This window comes from Mycobacterium kiyosense, assembly GCA_021654635.1.
Classification (GTDB): Bacteria; Actinomycetota; Actinomycetes; order Mycobacteriales; family Mycobacteriaceae; genus Mycobacterium; species Mycobacterium kiyosense.
The window spans coordinates 1,233,408-1,252,457 of sequence record AP025179.1 but is presented as its reverse complement, the minus strand read 5'-3'; the positions used below and the strand labels follow the sequence as shown (position 1 = coordinate 1,252,457).

Here is a 19,050-nt window from a genome sequence, read left to right as displayed (position 1 = left end):
CCCGATTCGAAAGCTAGGGCGGCCGGTCGCGCAGATGTCGACCAACTACCGCTGGCATCTGACTGCGCTGGCCGTCGTGGTCGTATTCGTACTCGGCTGCATAGGCTACGGCCAGTTCTGGCATGACCAGAAGCACATACCGGCCAGCCTCAGCGACGCTGCCTACTGGAGCCTGCGGAATTTCTTTTTGAATTCGCCGAACGAGACCGAACTGCCCGTCACACTGGATCTTGCGCGTTTTCTCGCCCCGCTTGTCGGCGGATACGTCGGCCTAGCCGCGTTGGCGGTGTTGTTTCGTGACCGGGCGCAGCAGATGCGAATCCCGCTGATGCGCCGTCATATCGTGGTGTGCGGCCTCGGTTACGTCGGCGCCGTCTTTCTCCGTCATCTGCACGACATCGGCGCCTCGGCGGTGGTGATCGAAGCCGATGCGGCCAACCCGAATGTCGACCTGTGCCGCAACTGGGGTGTGCCAGTCATCGTCAGCGATGCTCGACTGCCAAGAACACTGCGGTCAGCGGGCGTCCAACGAGCCAGCAGAGTTGTCGCCGTCACGTCCAGTGATGCCGTCAACGCCGAAATCGTCGCAGTCGCCGGTCAATTGACCGCTGGCCGTTCGAAAGGACGGTTGACGTGCCTGGCTCGAGTGGGAGACCCGGAGCTCTGTGCGCTCCTGCGCCTCGAGGCGATGGACGCCGAATCGGGCTCAGCACTGGATTTCTTCAATACCGACGAGATCAGCGCGCGGCTGATGCTCAGTGAGTTCCCCGTGGATGCCGGATGCGTGCAGCCGCACATGCTCGTCGCCGATTTCGACGTCTTGGGTGCATGGGTGGTGTATCACGCGGCGCGCCATTGGCACGAGCACCGTCCGGACGACTCCGTGCCGCTCGTCGTCACCATCGTCGATTCGCAGGCCGAGCGGCGGATCGCTTCGCTTGTGAGCCAGCACCCGGCCCTCGAGCCGGTGTGCCGGTTCATCTGCCTGTCCACGACGGTGCGTGATATCCGCGGGCTGCGTGCACTACACGCCGATGCCGCGGCGCCTCCGCTGACGCGGGCGTACGTGACCGCCTATCGCGACGAGGAAGCCCTCGAAATGGCGCTCAAGTTGCGCCAGGAGCTTGATCCCGGCGTGCCCATCGTGGTCGCCCTGGCGCGCGCGCACGGAATGTCGCGGCTCCTCGACAACGTGCAAAGCACCGGCGGGCCGGGCATTCACGTGTTTCCGACTCTCGTCAGAGCATGCACGGTCGACCTGATCCAGGGCGGTTCCTTCGAGACCATCGCGCAAGCAATCCACCGTCGCTGGTGTGCCCAGCAGACAGCGGCGGGGATGGCAGCACCATCGTGGTCCGAACTCGACGAATCTCGTAAAGAATCCAGTCGCGCATACGCGCGCCACATCGCCGTCAAGCTGCGCGCTATCGGCTACGACATTGCGCCACTGCGGGATTGGTTCGCATCCGATTTCGTGTTCAGCGCCGAAGAAGAGGAAACGCTGGCAGTGATGGAGCATGACCGGTGGGTTCAGGAGCGCATCGACTCGGGCTGGACGCCGGGAGACAAGGACGCAGCGCACAAGAAGACGCCGTACCTGGTACCGTTCGCCGACCTACCGCCGGATATCGCCGAATACGACCGCGTGTTCGTACGCGAGATTCCCCGTCTCCTGGCCTCGGTCGGCATGCAGATCGTCCGCACGCCCGAGCGCGGCTCCACCGATGGACACCGTTTGCGCCATGCCCGCTCCGGCGGCTGATGTCGGAGCTCGGGCAATGTTCGATCGAGCTCGATCTAATTCGCCGGGCGAAGTCCGGGGCAGGAGGCTCTGTACGGTATGCCGGGTGCGACCCATTCGCGCCACTGTTGCGGGTTGAGATTGGTAGTGAGCTTGTTGCACAGATCGGCTGGGGCCGCCACCGCCGGCCACGACAACACGGTGCCGTCGTGGCTGCCGGAGAAGAAGCGCCGCCCGTCGGCGCTGAACGCCACCCCGATGACAGTGTCGGCGTGGGCGGCCCGGATTCCCTCACCGATCGCCGTGCCACTGTCGGCGTCCCACAGCCTGAGGCTTCCGTCGCCGTCGCCGGAGACCAACCGGTGACCGTCGGCGCTGAAGGCCACGCTGGTCACCATGTCTCGATGGCCGTTGAGTGTTCGTGCGGCCGGCGTGCCACGGCCGATGTCCCACAGCGTGATTGTGTTGTTCACCCCGGCCGCGGCGAGACGCCTGCCATCGGGACTGAATAGCAGCTGAACAGCGGGCGTCGGATGGCCGGTAAGCGCCTGACCGACCGGATCACCGGTGCGCGAATCGAACAACAGCACGTCGCCGGGCCACTTGGATACGGCGATGCGACTACCGTCTGGGCTGAAGGCCACTGCGAATAGCCGGACATCTTGTTGCACAAGCGGATCCTTGACCAAACGCAGGCCGCTGTCGTCGGCGGCCCACAACCGTATCGTCCCTTCGTCTCCGCTTGTGGCGACGATCGAACCGTCGGGGCTGAATTCGATGCCGTTGACCAGACCGCAGTGCAGCGGTGCCCCGATCGGGCGCCCGGTGTCGGCGTCCCACAGGCGAATGGTTTGGTCATCGCCTGCGCCCGTGATGATGCGATGCCCGTTGGGGCTGAAGGCGAGCCCGATGTCACCCTTTTGCTCGGTCGGAATCGGTGGGCTGACCGGTTGTCCCGACGTCGCATCCCACACGCGTGCGATGCCGTCGAAGTCGGTGGTGGCGAAACGGCGCCGGTCGGCGCTGGACACGACGCTGTTGAATCCCGCCTTCTGCGCGATCAGCGGCCGCTGCAGGTCGGCGTCCCACAACCTGATCGTGCGATCGTCGCCGCCGCTGACGATATGACGGCCGTCGGGGCTGAACGCCACAACGTTGACCGCTTCCTGATGGCCGACCAGCTCTCCGCCTATTCTCTGCATGCTGGCGGTATCCCAGAGCCGCACCGTCCCATCGGCGCCGGCGGTCACGACGCGGTGCCCGCCGCGACTGAATGCCACGCTGCCCAACCCCAGATGGTCACCTTGTATCGGCCCGCCGATGGATTCGCCCGTGTCGGCGTTCCAGATCTGGAAATCACCCCCGGCACCGCTGCCCGCCACCAGTTGATGCCCGTCGGGACTGAATGCGACGCTTGTCACTCCCCCCGCGTGGCCGGCCTCCGGCACGAGGATCAGCGGGGGAACGACCTCTCGGCCTGTGGCGACATCGATGATCCGAACGGAGTCGTCACCGCAACCCGCGGCGATCCGCCGCCCGTCTGGACTGAACGCCACGGCCTGGATACCGATGGTCGCGTCCGTGCGCAGCGGCCGAACTTGTACGGGTGGGCCGCTAGGTTGTTCGTTCTCGGCGTCCCAGAATCGGAGCGTGTAGTCGTATCCACCGGAGACGAGGCCGCGGCCGTCCCGGCTGTAGGCGATGCTGGAGACACCGCCTTCATTGCCCCTTAGTTTCTCCGTCAGCGCACCGGTGTGCGCGTTCCAGAACACGACGTTCCCCATCTCGGCGGTGCCGGCAGCGATGCGATCCCCGGTCGGGCTGAATGCCACGGCCGAAAGGCGTTTGTCACCGGTGCCAAGGGTGCGGCGCGTGCCGGTATCCACCTGCCAGATGCTTACGTCACCGCTGTCGCCGCCGGCCGAGGCGATGCTCGCGCCATCCGGGCTGAACGCCAAACTCGCGATCCGGGTGGGTGTCTCGATGATCTTGACCGTCGTTTGCCGCTGGACGACGGCATCGTAGAGCGCGCCGTCGTCGGGATTGTAGAACGTTCTGGCAGCGAGCAATTCGTTGAAGGCGCGTACGTCGCCGCCGGCAAGCGTGCCGGCCAGCATGCCCCGGGCCTCCGCGTTGAGCCTTACGCTGGTGGCCTCGTAGAACCGTTTCGTTGCCGCATGTCCGTTGATCGCAGCCGTAATCCCCAAAACCGCCGCAATTACGGCAATCACCGCGGTGACCGCGAGCACGGCACGCAGCACACGAGAACGTCTGCGCAGTTGGTCGGCGTGGGCCTCGGCCGTGGCTTGCTCTTGCTGCGCATGATGGGCGCGTTCCTGGGCCGCAGCGGCCAGTTGCTGGGCGGCAGACAGTTCGGCCTGGCGGTGCCGTTCTTCGGCTTGGAGGCGTTGGTCCTCTGCGAAATGGGACGCCGCCAGAAAACGATCGGTGGTCGCTAGCCGCTCCCGGAAGCCGGGGTGTTCGGCCAGTGCTTGCGCGTCGGCGAGGCGCGTACCGGTGAGCAGCCAGTCATGGCTGCAATCGTGTTGCTCCCAAGCGGCTGCCGCGCGCTCGAGCGCGTCGGCGGCTTTGAGGTCCGAGCGCTGAGAGTCCAGCCAGCCCGCAAGCTCATTCCATTGCCGCAGCAAGCTTTCCAACGCGACCTCGACAACGGTCTCTCCACCACGGATGTCCTCGATCATCAGCCGTTTGGCGACGAACTGCTCGATCAGCGGGCGGCTCTCCTGGGGTAGGTCGGCGTAGCGAGCGACCCGACGTATTGGCTGGTCAGTGTCCGGATCGATGGTCGCCAACCAAGGAATGAATGCCGCGCGCAAGGCCCTGCCGACGCTGACGCGACTGCGGTTCGGCGGCCAGGATGTCGTCGATCTCGGTTTGGACGACCCGCCCCATCCCGCCCATCGCTTCATACTGAGTCAGCGTCAGCTCTCCGGTACTGCCGTAGTCGGCGTACAGCCGGCACAACGTAAGCGCCAACAAAGGCAGGGGCTCGGCACCCTCGCCGGCGTCGGCAAGCAGGCGATCGACGAGCGCCGGCGAAATGGTCAGCGGATAGCCGGCCTGGGTGGCCCGGGCGGCGGGGCCCACGATCACTTCCTTGAACTGGGTGGCCGGCATGGGCCGCAGCTCATCGAAGACGACGGTCTCAATCCCGGCCAACCCCGGGTGGGTTTGCATGACCTCGTAGCTGTCGGTCCGGATCGTGGCTACCACCACGAGCCGGATCTCAGTGCGGTTCAGGTCCTCGATCAACCAGCGCAGCAGCGTAATAAACTGCGCGCCTTCGCTTCCCGCGTCGGCCGAAAACAATTCCTCCGCCTGATCGAGCGGCAACACCAGCGTCGGGGGCGCCGGCGCGTCCTCGGCGCCGGAATGGCCGGAAAGCCGAGCCATGGCCGCCTGCTGCACTTCGGCCACCAGGTCCACCAGTTGCCGGCCGCCGTGAACGCACACATCCTTGATGTCCCCCAGCGCCGGCTGGGCGAGGCCGAATTCGGCGCGAGCACTGTGGATCGCGGCGGCCAGGCCCGACTTGCCGGTCAACGCGCTGCGCTCGGGGCGCACCACGCCGAGCACGGCAAATCGGCGATCTTCACGAGCCAGCCGCGGCAACAATCCGGCACGCAAGAACGACGACTTTCCGCTGCCCGACGGACCCAGCACCACGAAAATCGATGCCAGGCCGGAAAGCCGCATTCCGCGCATCGCATCCATGCCTCGCACGATCTGGGCGTCACGCCCGAAAAAGACACCGGCATCGATGGATTCAAACGGCTCCCAACCTCGGTATGGCGCACGATCGGGGTCCGAAGGTGGTGGCCAGACATACGACTCAGCGCCGATCCCCGCTCCGCGAATCGCGTCACGCAATCGGTACAGTCCAGCGCTGGCAAAGGTCACCGGCGGCCCCGCACCCATGACGATGCTCGTCGTCGGGCCGTCGCCGAATAGATCGCAGCGCTGCCATTCGGAGGTTATTTCGCCGCCGGTGGGCTCCAGGCGAGCGCAATAGATCAGTTTGTTGAGAGTCTCCGCGGTGCGGTATTCAACCTTGCACTCGTAGGACTCCTCCCAATGTCTCGACAGCAGGCAAATCACCGCTTCACAGCGTGCGTTAGCCCGGCGCAGTTCCTCCTTCCAGCGCGCTCCGCTGCGGATCCCGGTAGTCGGGTCGGTGTCAAGGAAGATCTCGTTCGCCAGTGACGGATCCTGTTCCACCAGCCATCGCTTCAGCGCCGCGGCTTCGCGTGAATCGGCGCTGGCATGGCTCAGAAAGATACGAGACAACGCCTTCACTCCCCTAGCGGCGACGACACCGGAAACGCTCGGGCTCAGTCCGTGCCGACGTGCCCTTTGTTCCCGTCAAAGGCAGCAGATACGGCGGGTCAAGCAGTAGGGGCATAAGTCCCTTGCTAGTGGTCATCCAGGACGGACGCGCGCGATCTGCTGGTGCGCCCGGCCCGCCGATGCGCCACAGTTACATGTCGCCGCCGACGCGGGTCAACGCTCTCCGACCGCCACCGTGACGCAGTGACTCTGCAGGCCCGTTGGCCGGAGCCGCCAATCCTAGCGCCCCTATGGATAACTTCCGCCCCATCAGTCACAGCGCGGCAACCTGCATTCGTCTTGCAAATCGCCTAGTCTGCTCAGCGATGCGCCTCCTACGGACCTCACTTCGTGCCGTTTCGAGCCTGGCCGCGGCGATGTTCCTCGTCGCGGGATCGGGCGCGCTGGCCTACGCCGAACCCAGCGCCGAGGCGAACCCCGGGGCGCCCAACTGCCCGTACAAGATCAACACTCCGCCCGCGGTCGACTCCTCCGAAGTGCCCACCGCGGGTGACCCGCCGCTGCCGCTGGCAGTGCCCTCCACACCGGTCGGCGGCACCGCCCTGGGCGGCTGCGGCATCATCGCGGCCCCGGGCACTCCCCCGGTCCCCGGCGACGTCTCCGCCGAGGCGTGGCTGGTCGCCGACATCGACAGCGGCGCCGTCATCGCCGCCAAGGACCCGCACGCCCGGCACCGCCCCGCCAGCATCATCAAAGTGCTGGTGGCGATGGCGTCCATCAACGCGTTCAACCAGAACAAGGCCGTCCCGGGCACCGACGACGACGCCGCCGCCGAAGGCACCAAGGTCGGCGTCGACAACGGCGGCACCTACACCATCAACCAGCTGCTGCACGGGCTGCTGATGCACTCGGGCAACGACGCCGCGCACGCCCTGGCCATGCAGCTCGGCGGCATGCAGGCCGCGCTGGACAAGCTCAATGTGCTGGCCGCCAAGCTGGGCGGCCACGACACCCGGGTCGCGACCCCGTCCGGGCTGGACGGCCCGGGCATGAGCACCTCTGCCTACGACATCGGCCTGTTCTACCGCTACGCCTGGCACAACCCCGTCTTCGCCGACATCGTCGCCACCCGCACCTTCAACTTCCCCGGCCACGGCGACCACCCCGGCTACGAGTTGGAGAACGACAACCAGCTGCTCTACCACTATCCGGGTGCGATGGGCGGCAAGACCGGCTACACCGACGACGCCGGCCAGACGTTCGTCGGCGCGGCCAACCACAACGGCCGGCGCCTGATGGCAGTGCTGCTGCACGGCACCCGGCAGCCCATCGCGCCGTGGGAGCAGGCCGCGCATCTGCTGGACTACGGGTTCAGCACCCCCCAGGGCACCCAGGTGGGGTCGCTGGTGGAACCCGACCCGTCACTGGCCACCGCCGGCAACAACCCGGCCAGCCGCGCCCCCGACAACACCTCTGCCGCGGGTCTGATGTCGCCGGCCGACGCGCTGCCGATCCGGGTCGGTGTCGCCGTCGTCGGTGCGGTCGTCGTGTTCGGATTGATCCTGGCGGCACGCTCCATGAACCGCCGGACCCAGCACTAGACTCTGCGCAATGACCGCCCTCTACGAGGACTCTGGCCTCACGCTCGACGAGGACGGAATCACCATCCGCCGCTACTACTTTCCGTTCGCCAACGCCAAGCGAATAGATTACGGCGACATCACCAGCATCAAGTCCAAGAAGATGGGCTGGGCTTCGGGCAAGGGCCGCATCTGGGGCGCCGCCGACCCGCGCTACTGGTTTCCCCTCGACGTCCACCGGGGCCGCAAGTCCACCGTGTTGATCCTGCAAACGGGCCGCTGGGTGCGGGCCTGCATCACCCCCGACAACCCCGACGAGGTGATCAGGATCCTCAGAGCAAAGGTGAAAATCTGAGCGCTCAGCGGCGGGCGATCCTGGTCGGACTGACCGCGGCCAGCGTCGGGGTCATCTACGGCTACGACCTGTCCAGCATCGCCGGGGCACTGCTGTTCCTGCCCAACGACTTCGGCCTCACCATCCCGCAAAAGGGCCTGGTGACCACCATGGTGGTGATCGGTCAGATCGTCGGCGCCCTGGCCGGTGGGCTGCTCGCCGACGCGATCGGGCGCCAGAAGTCGATGGTCGCGATCCTGGTCGGCTATGCGGCGTTCGCGCTGCTGGGTGCCACGGCCGTGTCGCTGCCGATGCTGTTGGTGGCGCGGCTCCTGCTGGGGGTGACCATCGGGGTGTCGCTGGTGGTGGTGCCGGTGTACGTGGCCGAATCTGCGCCGTCGGCGGTGCGCGGCCGGTTGTTGACCGCCTACCAGTTCGCCACGCTGACCGGCATCATCCTGGGCTACGTGGTGGGCTACGCGCTGGCCGAGACGATCCAGAGTTGGCGCTGGATGCTGGGTTTGGCCGCGGTGCCCGCCGGACTGCTGATCCCGCTGCTGCTGCGGATGCCGGACACCGCGCGGTGGTACGTGCTCAAGGGCCGCGTCGAGCAGGCCCGCCACGTGCTGGCGCGAGTCGAATCTCCCGACGCCGTCGAGACGGATCTGGCCGAGATCACCGCCGCCGTCCACGAGGGTCGCGGCAGCATCGGCGAGATGCTGCGGCGACCCTACCTGCGCGCCACCTTGTTCGTTGTCACGCTCGGCTTCCTGGTGCAGATCACCGGCATCAACGCGATCGTCTACTACAGCCCACAACTGTTCGCCGACATGGGATTCGAGGGCAACTTCGGCAAGCTGGGGCTGCCGGCGATGGTGCAGGTCGCCGCGTTGGCGGCGGTCGGGGTGTCGCTGTCCCTGGTCGACCGGCTGGGCCGAATTCCCATCCTGCTGTCGGGTATCGCGATGATGATCGCCGCCGACGCCGTGCTGATCGCCTTCTACCCCAAGGGTGGCAGCCAGGGTGGCGTCGCACTGGCACTCGGGTTCGGCGGCGTGCTGCTGTTCACCATCGGGTTCAACTTCGGATTCGGTTCGCTGGTCTGGGTTTTCGCCGGCGGAGCTTCCCGTCCCAGCCTGCGCTCGATGGGGTCCAGCGTGATGTTGACGTCGAATCTGATCGCCAACGCGCTGATCGCCGCTTTCTTTTTGACGGCGCTGGAATTGCTCGGCGGGGCAACGGTTTTCGCGGCTTTCGGGGTATTCGCAATCGTCGCCTTCGTGGTGGTGCGCCGCTTCGCGCCCGAGACCAAAGGCCGTCAACTCGAGGAGATCAGGTACTTCTGGGAGAACGGCGGGCACTGGCCATGACGGTCATCCGGGCCGGCACCGTCGTCGTCGACGGCGAGCTCTGCCGACCGGGTTGGGTACAGATCGGCGGGGCGCGAATCGTCGGCTGCGGCGCCGGGCTGCCGCCGGGACCAGCCGATGTGGACCTGCCGAATTCCGTTGTGGTACCCGGCTTTGTCGACATGCATGTGCATGGCGGCGGCGGTTTCTCGTTTCCTGACACGGCCGAGCAGGCCGTGGAGTTTCACCGCCGGCACGGGACCACGACCAGTGTGGCCAGCTTGGTCACCTTCGCACCCGCGGACCTGCTTTCGGCCGTGCGCGTCCTCGCCGAGGCGACGCGCCGAGGCATCATCGCCGGCATCCACCTGGAGGGGCCGTGGCTCAACGTGGCGCGCTGCGGCGCCCACGACCGCACTCAGCTCCGGTTGCCGGACCCGGCTGAGATCGATGCCCTGCTCGCCGCCGCCGACGGCACCATCCGGATGGTCACGCTGGCCCCCGAACTGCCCGGCAGCGAGCAAGCGATCCGACGATTTGTCGACGCGAACATCGTTGTCGCCGTGGGACATACGGATGCGACGTACAAACAGACCCAGCACGCCGTCGCGGGTGGCGCCACCGTCGCGACCCACCTGTTCAACGCGATGCTGCCGCTGGACCATCGAGACCCCGGCCCCGTGCTGGCCTTATTGGCCGACCCGAGGGTGTCCGTCGAGCTCATCGCCGACGGCGTGCACCTGCATCCCGATATGGTCGCGGCGGTGATCGACACGGTGGGACCCGAGCGCGTCGCGGTGATCACCGACGCGACGGTCGCGGCCGGATGCGGCGACGGCGAGTTCCGGCTGGGGTCGCTGCCCGTCGTCGTCGCGGGCGGGGTGGCCCGGGTGCGGGGCACCGAGACGATCGCCGGCAGCACCGCGACCATGGACCGGCTGTTCCGGGCGGTGGCGGACAGCTCGGGGTTGGCCGCGGCGGTGCAGACCACCTCGTCGACGCCGGCCCGCGCCCTGCGACTCGACGAGGTCGGCGCCATCCGGACCGGGAATATCGCCAATCTTGTTGTGCTGGAACATGATTTTTCGATACGCGCGGTGATGACCGACGGCCGGTGGCTACCCGGTACGTCGGCCGTTTGCTAGCATCGAGCGGGTCAACATCTGACACCGGACGAGGCGCACCGTACCCGGCCAGCGAAAAGACGGCGCTGTGGAGGTGCGTGATGGCCTGGCTGGTATTGATCGTGTCGGGGACCCTGGAGGCCGTCTGGGCCACCGCGCTGGCGAAGTCCGACGGCTTCTCGCGACTCGCCCCCACCGCCGTTTTCTTCGTCGCGCTGGTGGCGTCGATGTCCGGGCTGGCGATCGCGATGCGCAGCCTGCCCACCGGGACCAGCTACGCGGTGTGGGTCGGCATCGGCGCCGTGCTCACGGTCGGCTACGCGATGCTGACCGGCGCCGAACCGGCCTCGCCGGTGAAGATGCTGCTCATCGCAGGGGTGATCGGCTCCATCGTCGGCCTCAAACTCGTCGGCTGAACTCCGACTGTCACATCCGGTGCGGCTGCGCCGTCTGATCTGTGCACGCCTATCTACATCGGAGGTCGAAATGAATGCACTGCTGTGGACATTGCAGGCGACTCTTGCCGCAATCTTCGCGGTATCGGGGGTGGCGAAGATCAGTCAGCCCAAAGAGCGACTGATCGCCATGGGCCAAACGGGAGTGGCCCCCTTTCCGCTGCCGGTGGTTCGCGTCACCGCGTTCTGCGAATTGTTGGGCGCCGTCGGAATTCTGCTGCCGTGGCTGGTCGGTGTCGACAGATACCTCACCCCGCTGGCCGCTGCCGGCTTCGCCGTGGTGATGATCGGTGCCGTCGGCTCGCACGCGTATCTGCGCGAGCCGCGCAACGTCGCGCTGACCGCGCTGATCTTCGCGGCCGCGGTGTTCGTCGCAGTGGGACGGGGGCTGGCGCTGTGAGCACCCACCCCTTCCGCGCAGCCGTCGAAGCCGGCCGATTCGACACCATCGGCGAGATTTTCGCCGAAGACGCCGTGGTGCACAGCCCGATCACGCACCGGCCGTACCGGGGCCGCGACGCCATCGCGCTCATCGTCGGGACGGTAGCGAAGATCCTCGACGACTTTCATTTCGTCAAGGAGCTACCCGGAACCGAATCTGTGTGCGGGACAACCGATCACGCTTTCCGGTTCACCGCCACGGTAGATGGGCTGGAACTCTGGGGCTGCGATTTCGTCCACACCGGCGAGGCGGGGCTCATCGATGAGATCACCGTCATGATGCGACCGCTCAAAGCCGTCACCGCCTTCGCCTCGCGGATGCGCGCCGAATTGGCGGGGCCGCACTAGCGCTTTTTTTCGCAGGAACCTCGAAAGAGTCAGCGCGCCAACGGCGCCCGCAGCCAGCGCGGCGGCGGTCTGACGGGCGCTGAGACCCTCGTCGACCAGCACGCGCGGGCTGATGACCGCGGGCGGCGGGGGTCGATCTGCGTGTCGCGCGGGTCTTCGGGATGCGTGGTGGCCGCCCACGCCGTCGCGAACAGCACCAGATAGGCGGTCACGTTGGCGAACACCATCAGCCCCAAAACCGGCCCGAACGTCGCACCGGCGGGGCTGCGCAGCACGACACGCAGGTAGATCGACGCCACCTGCTTGAACAACTCGAAGGCCACCGCCGCCAGCAGGCCGGCCCGCATCGAGGTCACCAACCGGACCTTCTCCCGCGGCAGCCGGGCGATCATCCAGGTGAACAGCAGCCAGGTCACCAGCAGCGAAACCAGTATGGAAGCGACCCGGAACATCGGGTCGAAGATCGAAAACTCAGGTATGTGAAGCCATCTCAGCACCGCGCGCATCGGCCCGGTGTGGCCGAGCGCACTGAGCGCCAGACTCAGCACGGTCACCGCGAACGTGCCGAGCATCGCCAGCAGGTCGGATAGCTTGGTGCGCACGTAGCCGTCGCCGTTCGGGGTTTGCGCCCACATCGCGCTGATCGCGGCCCGCAGATGCGAAATCCAGCCCAGGCCGGCCCAGGTCGCGGTGGCCAAACCGATGATGCCCACCGAAGTCCGCGCGTCGATCGCCGAATTCATCAGTTCCACCAACTCTTTGGCCATCGGGCCGGACACCGACGCGGTGATCTTGTCGTCGATCGTCTTGAGCCATCCCGGCCGGCGCGACAGCAGGTACCCGACCGAGGCGAAGCCGACCATCAGCAACGGGAACAACGCGAAGATCGTGTAGTAGGTCAGGCCGCCGGCGAAGAACCCGCCATTTTGCTCACTGAAGCGTTGATAGGCGCGCATGACGTGGTCGAGCCACGCGTGCCGGCTCCGCAGCCGATCGAGGATCCCCGGCTCGGCCTCCGCGGCCTCCTCGTTCATGGATCACCTATTCCCGTTGCGGAAGGAACCCTAACCGATCGTAGACCCGCTGCACGGTTTTGCTGGCGACCTCGTTCGCCCGCTGTGCGCCGGCGGCCAGGGTCACCTCCAGCTCGGCCAGATCGGCCGTGAGTTCCTCGACGCGCGCCTTGATCGGGCTGACGTATGCCACGACGGCGTCGGCGGTGTCCTTTTTCAAATCGCCGTAACCGCGCCCGGCGTAGCCGTCGACGAGGGTGTCGATGTCCACGCCGGTGACCGCCGACTGGATGCTGAGCAGGTTCGACACCCCCGCTTTGGCCGCGGGGTCGTGGCGGATCTCGCGTTCGCTGTCGGTGACGGCGGAGCGAATCTTCTTGGCGGACTTGGCCGGATCGTCGAGCAGGCTGATCAGTCCGGCGTCGGTGGAGGCGGACTTGCTCATCTTCGACGTGGGGTCCTGCAGGTCGTAGATCTTGGCAGTGACCTTGGGGACCAGGACGTCGGGAACCACGAAGGTGTTCGGGAAGCGGCTGTTGAACCGTTGCGCGACGTCGCGGGCCAGCTCCAGGTGCTGGCGCTGGTCCTCACCCACCGGCACCAGATCGGAGTCGTAGGCGAGCACGTCGGCGGCCTGCAGCACCGGGTAGGTGAACAGGCCGACGGTGGTCGAATCGGCGCCCTGCTTGGTCGACTTGTCCTTGAACTGCGTCATCCGCGACGCCTGACCGAAGCCGGTGAAGCAGCCCAGCACCCAGGCCAGCTGACTGTGGGCGGGCACGTGGCTCTGCACGAAGATCGTCGCGCGGGCCGGGTCGATGCCCAGCGCGAGGTACTGCGCCGCGGTGATCAGCGTCCGGCGCCGCAGCGCCTCAGGGTCCTGCGGGATGGTGATCGCGTGCAGGTCGACCACGCAGAAGAAGGCGTCGTGGTCGTCTTGCAGCGCCACCCACTGGGCGACGGCGCCCAGCGCGTTGCCCAGGTGCAGGGAGTCGGAGGTGGGCTGGACGCCCGAGAAAATCCGGCGGGATCCGGTCGAGGTGCTCATGATGCCGTCGATCTTTCACGAGCCCAGCCCAGCCCTGCCCAGCCCTGCCCAGCCCTGCCCAGCCCTTCTCGGCGAGCGTCACCCAGCCCTTGTCGGCGAGCGTCACGCCAGCGCATCAGCCGACCTCGAGCGTCACGCCAGCGCAGCGCCCGGCGCCACACGCGCCCAGCCCAGCCCTTCTCGGCGAGCGTCACGCCAGCGCATCAGCCGACCTCGAGCGTCACGCCAGCCCAGCGCCCGGCGCCACACGGCGCGACGCTCGGCGGGCCCAACCCAGGTTGCGGTACCGGCGGTACCGCATTTACTGTCGATTTATGGGACGCCAAGCTTCAGCTATTCGTACCCCGATTCACCTGGGCCCCACCGATGGTTCGGCCGAACCCGTCCTGCTGCTGCACCCGTTCCTGATGTCTCAGACGGTATGGGAAGTGGTCGCCCAGCAACTGGCCGACACCGGCCGTTACGAGGTGTTCGCGCCCACCATGGCCAGCCACAACGGCGGCCCCCGCGCCGGCACCTGGTTCCTGTCCTCGCAGGTGCTGGCCGATCACGTCGAACGTCAGATGGACGAACTGGGCTGGGACACCGCGCACATCGTCGGCAACTCGCTGGGCGGCTGGGTCGCGTTCGAGCTGGAACGACGCGGCCGCGCCCGCAGCGTCACCGGAATCGCCCCGGCCGGCGGGTGGACACGATGGAGCCCGGCCAAGTTCGAGGTGATTGCCAAGTTCATCCTGGGCATCCCGCTACTGGTGTTCGCCTGGCTGCTCGGCCCGCGGGTGCTGCGCGTCCCGTTCAGCCGGCCGCTGGCCACCTACGCGATCAGCGCCTCCCCTGACGGGGTCAGCGAACGCGAACTGAGCACCATCATCGACGACGTCGCGCACTGCCCCGCCTACTTCCAGCTGCTGCTCAAGGCGCTGCTGATGCCGGGCCTGGAGGAACTCGCCGAGAACGCCGTCCCGGCGCACCTGGTGATCTGCACCAAGGACCGCATCGTCCCCTCCCCCAGGTTCAGCAAGCACTTCCGCGAACACCTGCCCGACGACCACCTCTTCACCGTGCTGGAAAACGTCGGGCATGTGCCGATGTTCGAGGCGCCGGGCCGGGTCACCGAGGTGATCACCCAATTCATCGACGAGTGCGTGTCGTCGGCGCGACAGGTCGAGCCGCCAGCCACTGCCTGACCAGGGCAGCTGGACACACACCCCGCGGTTGCTGCGCAATTGGCAGCGCGGCGCCGCCATGCGATACGCTTCTTTTCGGTCATGAGCGCCAGCGTCAAGCCCCGGCTTGCTGGCCGGCAACCCTCCAACCGCGGTGGGGTGCCCCGGGTGATGACCAGGTTGAGTAGCCCAACCGGCTATCCGGCAAGCGCGGGTCCGCCATGAACGGGCCCCTGAGCCAGACAGGGGAAGATTCTCGTGACCAACGACAGCACCGCAGCCGCCGACCCGACGGCGAACTGGTCGTTCGAAACCAAGCAGATCCACGCCGGCCAGCACCCGGACCCGACCACCAACGCCCGCGCGCTGCCGATCTACCAGACCACGTCCTACACCTTCAACAGTGTCGCGCACGCCGCCGCCCTGTTCGGGCTGGCCGAGCCGGGCAACATCTACACCCGCATCGGCAACCCGACCACCGACGTCGTCGAGCAGCGCATCGCCGCCCTCGAGGGCGGGGTGGCCGCGCTGTTCCTGTCCTCCGGGCAGGCCGCCGAGACGTTTGCCATCCTGAACCTGGCCGGCGCCGGTGATCACATCGTGTCCAGTCCCCGGCTCTACGGCGGCACCTACAACCTGTTCCACTACTCGCTGGCCAAGCTCGGCATCGAGGTCAGCTTCGTCGACGACCCGGACAATCTGGACTCCTGGCAGCAGGCCGTGCGACCCAACACCAAGGCGTTCTTCGGCGAGACCATCTCCAACCCGCAGATCGACATCCTGGACATCCCCGGGGTAGCCGAGGTGGCGCACCGCAACGGGGTGCCGTTGATCGTCGACAACACCATCGCCACTCCCTACCTGATCCAGCCGCTGGCCCACGGCGCCGACGTGGTGGTCCACTCGGCGACCAAGTATCTGGGCGGGCACGGCTCCGCGATCGCCGGTGTGATCGTCGACGGCGGCGCCTTCGACTGGACCCAGGGCCGCTTCCCCGGCTTCACCGCGCCCGACCCCAGCTACCACGGCGTGGTCTACGCCGAACTGGGGCCGCCGGCGTTCGCGCTCAAGGCCCGGGTGCAGTTGCTGCGTGACCTCGGTTCGGCGGCCTCACCGTTCAACGCGTTCCTGGTGGCTCAGGGCCTGGAGACGCTGAGCCTGCGGATGGAGCGGCACGTCGCCAATGCGCAGCGGGTCGCGGAGTTCCTGGCTGCCCGCGACGACGTGCTGTCGGTCAACTATGCCGGACTGCCCGGTTCGCCCTGGCACGAGCGGGCAAAGAAGTTGGCGCCCAAGGGAACCAAGGGAACTGGTGCGGTACTGGCCTTCGAGCTGGCCGGCGGTGTCGAGGCCGGCAAAGCGTTCGTCGACGCGCTGCGGTTGCACAGTCACGTCGCCAACATCGGTGACGTGCGCTCGCTGGTGATCCACCCGGCGTCCACCACCCACGCCCAGCTCAGCCCCGCCGAGCAGTTGGCCACCGGCGTCACCCCCGGCCTGGTGCGGTTAGCCGTGGGCATCGAAGGCATCGACGACATCCTGGCCGACCTGGAGCTTGGTTTCGCCGCAGCCGGGGTATACGCGGCCAACGGCAGCGACCCGCAGACCGTGGCGGCATTCTGAGGGACGCGCGAGAGAAATGACATGACGATCTCCGACGTACCCACCCAGACGTTGCCCGCCGAAGGCGAGATCGGTGTCGTCGACATCGGCTCGCTGCAGCTGGAGAGCGGCGCGGTCATCGACGACGTCCACATCGCCGTGCAGCGCTGGGGCGAGTTGTCCCCCACGCGCGACAACGTGGTGATGGTGCTGCATGCACTGACCGGTGATTCGCACGTCACCGGCCCGGCCGGGGCCGGGCATCCCACCCCCGGGTGGTGGGACGGCGTGGTCGGACCGGGCGCGCCCATCGACACCGACCGCTGGTGCGCGGTGTCCACCAATGTGCTGGGCGGCTGCCGCGGTTCGACCGGCCCGAGTTCGCTGGCCCGCGACGGAAAGCCTTACGGCTCAAGGTTTCCGCTGATCACCATTCGCGACCAGGTGGAAGCTGACATCGCCGCGCTGGAGGCTCTGGGAATAACCGAAGTGGCCGCCGTCGTTGGCGGGTCCATGGGCGGAGCCCGGGCGTTGGAATGGATCGTCGGTCACCCCGACCGGGTGCGGGCCGGGCTGCTGCTGGCGGTCGGTGCCCGCGCGACCGGCGACCAGCTCGGCACGCAGACCACCCAGATCGCGGCCATCAAGGCCGACCCGAACTGGCAGGGCGGCGACTACCACGAATCCGGCCGCGGGCCCGACGACGGCCTGAAGCTCGCCCGCCGGATCGCCCATCTGACCTACCGGGGCGAACTCGAACTGGACACCCGCTTCGCCAACAAAGCTCAGGCCGATGAAGACCCGGCCGCCGGCGGTCGGTACGCCGTGCAGAGTTATCTGGAGCATCAGGGCGAGAAGCTGGTGTCCCGGTTCGACGCCGGCAGCTATGTGATCCTGACCGAATCGCTCAACAGCCACGACGTCGGGCGCGGACGCGGCGGGGTACACGCGGCATTGACCAGCTGCCCGGTTCCGGTGGTGGTCGGCGGCATCACCTCCGACCGGCTCTATCCGCTGCGGCTGCAGGACGAGCTAGCCGAACTGCTGCCCGGTTGCGACGACGTGCGGGTGGTCAGTTCGGTCTGCGGGCACGACGGGTTCCTGGTCGAGACCGAAGCCGTTGGTGAATTGATCCGCGAGACACTGGCTTTGGCTGACGGCGAGTGTCCGCGGTGACCCGCTCCCGGCATGATCGCTCGCTGTCGTTCGGTTCGGCGGCCGCCGCCTACGAGCGGGGCCGCCCGACCTACCCGCCCGAGGCGATCGACTGGTTGCTGCCGGCCGGGGCGCGCAAGGTGCTCGACCTGGGTGCGGGGACGGGCAAGCTGACCACCCGCCTGGTCGAACGCGGCCTGGACGTGGTGGCCGTGGACCCGGTGCCGGAGATGCTCGAGGTGCTCAGGTCTTCGCTGCCCAAGACGGTGGCCCTGCTGGGTACCGCGGAAGAGATTCCGTTGCAGGACAACAGCGTCGATGCGGTGCTGGTCGCCCAAGCGTGGCACTGGGTCGACCCGACCCGTGCGGTGCCGGAGGTGGCGCGGGTGTTACGGCCCGGCGGGCGGCTGGGCCTGGTGTGGAACACCCGCGACGAGCGGCTGGGCTGGGTACGCGAGCTGGGCGACATCATCGGGCGGGACGCCGACCCGGTGAACAACCTGGTGACCCTGCCCGAGCCGTTCACCGACCTGGAGCGCCATCAGGTGGAGTGGACGAATTACCTTACGCCGCAAGCGCTTATCGATCTGGTAGCGTCACGCACCTACTGCATCACCTCACCGACCGAGGTGCGCGCCAAGACGCTGGACCGGGTCCGCGAACTGCTGGCCACCCACCCGGCGCTGGCGAACTCCGCCGGATTGGCGCTGCCGTACGTGACGGTCTGCGTACGGGCGACGTTGTCCTGATCCCGTCAGCCACCGGTGAACTGTTCGACGAGCAGTGCAAGACGTTCCGAGTCGAATCCCGCGCGTAGCCGTCCGGTCCGGTTGAGGGTGACGAGTCCGTGCAGCGCCGCCCAGAATACTTCGGCCGCAGTGTCGGCGTCGCTATGGTTGGCCGCCGCGCTCACCGCTTGACGGAGCCCGGCGAAAGCCGCCTCCAGCTGAGGTGGCGTGTCGTCCGCGGCGAAACGCAGAGTGGTGGCGCGGGTGAACATGGCGTCGTACACGGCCGGGTTGTCGCGGGCGAAATCCAGATAGGCGCGGGCAATTCGCGTCAAAGCTTCGCTGCCGCTACCACCGCCTGAGCCTGCGGCGGCACACACCGCGGCGAGTTCGGCGAAGCCGTCGAGCGCAACCGCCTCAGCGATTCGCTCCATGCCGGCAAAGTGCTTGTACAGCACGGGTTGGCTGTACTCGATCTCGGTGGACAACCGCCGTGTGGTGACGGCATCCCAGCCCTCGGTTTCGGCCAACTTGCGGGCGGTGCCGATGATCAGCTGTCGGCGGGCGGCCCGCTCGCGTTCGCGCCGATCTGAATTGACCATAGTTGACTTTAGCATCGCTAGCATTACTAGCGCCGCTATTGCGTCAATCCACCGCC

General features: G+C 67.3%; 16 protein-coding genes, 1 pseudogene and 2 riboswitches. Of the genes and pseudogenes, 12 read left to right on the top strand and 5 right to left on the bottom strand.

The window, feature by feature from the left end:
• Nucleotides 1-34: 34 nt before the first annotated feature.
• A complete protein-coding gene (locus tag L6444_RS05940; RefSeq protein ID WP_236981311.1) occupies nt 35-1,762 on the top strand; it encodes an NAD-binding protein in 1,728 nt (575 codons plus the stop codon).
• 35 nt (nt 1,763-1,797) lie between these two features.
• On the opposite strand, the gene L6444_RS05935 is transcribed toward L6444_RS05940, so the two are convergent.
• Both L6444_RS05935 and L6444_RS05930 read right to left on the bottom strand, forming a co-directional pair.
• On the bottom strand, nt 1,798-4,554 hold the full coding sequence (locus L6444_RS05935; protein WP_459551909.1) for a hypothetical protein: 2,757 nt from the start codon (nt 4,552-4,554) through the stop codon (nt 1,798-1,800).
• Nucleotides 4,529-6,058 carry a toll/interleukin-1 receptor domain-containing protein gene (locus L6444_RS05930; protein WP_236981309.1) on the bottom strand — a complete coding sequence of 510 codons (1,530 nt, stop codon included), beginning with the start codon at nt 6,056-6,058 and terminating at the stop codon, nt 4,529-4,531. The genes L6444_RS05935 and L6444_RS05930 overlap by 26 nt, the downstream gene beginning before the upstream one ends.
• Before the next feature lie 356 nt (nt 6,059-6,414).
• On the opposite strand from L6444_RS05930, the gene dacB1 reads away from it, so the two are divergent.
• The 7 genes from dacB1 (at nt 6,415) to L6444_RS05895 (ending at nt 11,680) form a co-directional block, all read left to right on the top strand.
• Nucleotides 6,415-7,650 carry a D-alanyl-D-alanine carboxypeptidase DacB1 gene (gene dacB1, locus L6444_RS05925; RefSeq protein WP_236981308.1) on the top strand — a complete coding sequence of 412 codons (1,236 nt, stop codon included), beginning with the start codon at nt 6,415-6,417 and terminating at the stop codon, nt 7,648-7,650.
• A 10-nt stretch (nt 7,651-7,660) separates the two neighbouring features.
• Nucleotides 7,661-7,984: a hypothetical protein gene (locus L6444_RS05920; protein ID WP_236981307.1), complete on the top strand. Its 324-nt coding sequence runs from the start codon at nt 7,661-7,663 to the stop codon at nt 7,982-7,984.
• On the top strand, nt 7,981-9,333 hold the full coding sequence (locus tag L6444_RS05915) for a sugar porter family MFS transporter (protein ID WP_236983853.1): 1,353 nt from the start codon (nt 7,981-7,983) through the stop codon (nt 9,331-9,333). The genes L6444_RS05920 and L6444_RS05915 overlap by 4 nt, the downstream gene beginning before the upstream one ends.
• The gene (gene nagA, locus L6444_RS05910; protein ID WP_236981306.1) at nt 9,330-10,457 is read left to right on the top strand and encodes an N-acetylglucosamine-6-phosphate deacetylase; all 1,128 of its coding nucleotides are present in this window, start codon (nt 9,330-9,332) and stop codon (nt 10,455-10,457) included. The genes L6444_RS05915 and nagA overlap by 4 nt, the downstream gene beginning before the upstream one ends.
• Nucleotides 10,458-10,462: 5 nt before the next feature.
• Nucleotides 10,463-10,526, top strand: a riboswitch (guanidine-III (ykkC-III) riboswitch).
• 11 nt (nt 10,527-10,537) lie between these two features.
• Nucleotides 10,538-10,852 (top strand): DMT family transporter, encoded by a 315-nt coding sequence (locus L6444_RS05905; RefSeq protein WP_236981305.1) that lies wholly within the window; start codon nt 10,538-10,540, stop codon nt 10,850-10,852.
• A 70-nt stretch (nt 10,853-10,922) separates the two neighbouring features.
• On the top strand, nt 10,923-11,291 hold the full coding sequence (locus L6444_RS05900) for a DoxX family protein (protein ID WP_236981304.1): 369 nt from the start codon (nt 10,923-10,925) through the stop codon (nt 11,289-11,291).
• The gene (locus L6444_RS05895) at nt 11,288-11,680 is read left to right on the top strand and encodes a nuclear transport factor 2 family protein (RefSeq protein ID WP_236981303.1); all 393 of its coding nucleotides are present in this window, start codon (nt 11,288-11,290) and stop codon (nt 11,678-11,680) included. Before L6444_RS05900 ends, L6444_RS05895 begins: the two co-directional genes overlap by 4 nt.
• Before the next feature lie 3 nt (nt 11,681-11,683).
• On the opposite strand, the pseudogene yhjD reads toward L6444_RS05895, so the two are convergent.
• Together yhjD and trpS are read right to left on the bottom strand one after the other, a co-directional pair.
• Nucleotides 11,684-12,714: pseudogene (yhjD, locus tag L6444_RS05890) on the bottom strand (inner membrane protein YhjD); the annotation flags it as partial.
• Nucleotides 12,715-12,721: 7 nt separating this feature from the next.
• Nucleotides 12,722-13,741 (bottom strand): tryptophan--tRNA ligase, encoded by a 1,020-nt coding sequence (gene trpS, locus L6444_RS05885; protein ID WP_236981301.1) that lies wholly within the window; start codon nt 13,739-13,741, stop codon nt 12,722-12,724.
• Between the two features lie 386 nt (nt 13,742-14,127).
• Here trpS and L6444_RS05880 point away from each other — a divergent pair, with 386 nt between their 5' ends.
• From L6444_RS05880 to L6444_RS05865, 4 genes are all read left to right on the top strand, one after another.
• Nucleotides 14,128-14,928 (top strand): alpha/beta fold hydrolase, encoded by an 801-nt coding sequence (locus tag L6444_RS05880; protein WP_236983852.1) that lies wholly within the window; start codon nt 14,128-14,130, stop codon nt 14,926-14,928.
• Between the two features lie 77 nt (nt 14,929-15,005).
• Nucleotides 15,006-15,124: riboswitch (SAM riboswitch) on the top strand.
• A 41-nt stretch (nt 15,125-15,165) separates the two neighbouring features.
• Nucleotides 15,166-16,530, top strand: coding sequence for a bifunctional o-acetylhomoserine/o-acetylserine sulfhydrylase (locus L6444_RS05875; protein WP_236981300.1), 1,365 nt, complete (start codon nt 15,166-15,168; stop codon nt 16,528-16,530).
• 21 nt (nt 16,531-16,551) lie between these two features.
• On the top strand, nt 16,552-17,685 hold the full coding sequence (gene metX / locus L6444_RS05870; RefSeq protein WP_236981299.1) for a homoserine O-acetyltransferase MetX: 1,134 nt from the start codon (nt 16,552-16,554) through the stop codon (nt 17,683-17,685).
• Nucleotides 17,682-18,413: a class I SAM-dependent methyltransferase gene (locus L6444_RS05865; RefSeq protein WP_236983851.1), complete on the top strand. Its 732-nt coding sequence runs from the start codon at nt 17,682-17,684 to the stop codon at nt 18,411-18,413. Before metX ends, L6444_RS05865 begins: the two co-directional genes overlap by 4 nt.
• Before the next feature lie 5 nt (nt 18,414-18,418).
• Here L6444_RS05865 and L6444_RS05860 read toward each other — a convergent pair whose 3' ends face one another.
• Complete coding sequence (locus L6444_RS05860; RefSeq protein WP_236983849.1) at nt 18,419-18,994, bottom strand: TetR/AcrR family transcriptional regulator; 576 nt, start codon at nt 18,992-18,994, stop codon at nt 18,419-18,421.
• Nucleotides 18,995-19,050 lie beyond the last annotated feature (56 nt).

What these genes read in the sequence shown, in the direction of transcription:
- L6444_RS05940 (WP_236981311.1), top strand. Translation starts at nt 35, where the DNA reads ATGTCGACCAACTACCGCTGGCATCTGACTGCGCTGGCCGTCGTGGTC.
- dacB1 (WP_236981308.1), top strand. Translation starts at nt 6,415, where the DNA reads ATGCGCCTCCTACGGACCTCACTTCGTGCCGTTTCGAGCCTGGCCGCG.
- L6444_RS05920 (WP_236981307.1), top strand. Translation starts at nt 7,661, where the DNA reads ATGACCGCCCTCTACGAGGACTCTGGCCTCACGCTCGACGAGGACGGA.
- nagA (WP_236981306.1), top strand. Translation starts at nt 9,330, where the DNA reads ATGACGGTCATCCGGGCCGGCACCGTCGTCGTCGACGGCGAGCTCTGC.
- L6444_RS05905 (WP_236981305.1), top strand. Translation starts at nt 10,538, where the DNA reads ATGGCCTGGCTGGTATTGATCGTGTCGGGGACCCTGGAGGCCGTCTGG.
- L6444_RS05900 (WP_236981304.1), top strand. Translation starts at nt 10,923, where the DNA reads ATGAATGCACTGCTGTGGACATTGCAGGCGACTCTTGCCGCAATCTTC.
- trpS (WP_236981301.1), bottom strand. Translation starts at nt 13,741, where the DNA reads ATGAGCACCTCGACCGGATCCCGCCGGATTTTCTCGGGCGTCCAGCCC.
- metX (WP_236981299.1), top strand. Translation starts at nt 16,552, where the DNA reads ATGACGATCTCCGACGTACCCACCCAGACGTTGCCCGCCGAAGGCGAG.
- L6444_RS05860 (WP_236983849.1), bottom strand. Translation starts at nt 18,994, where the DNA reads ATGGTCAATTCAGATCGGCGCGAACGCGAGCGGGCCGCCCGCCGACAG.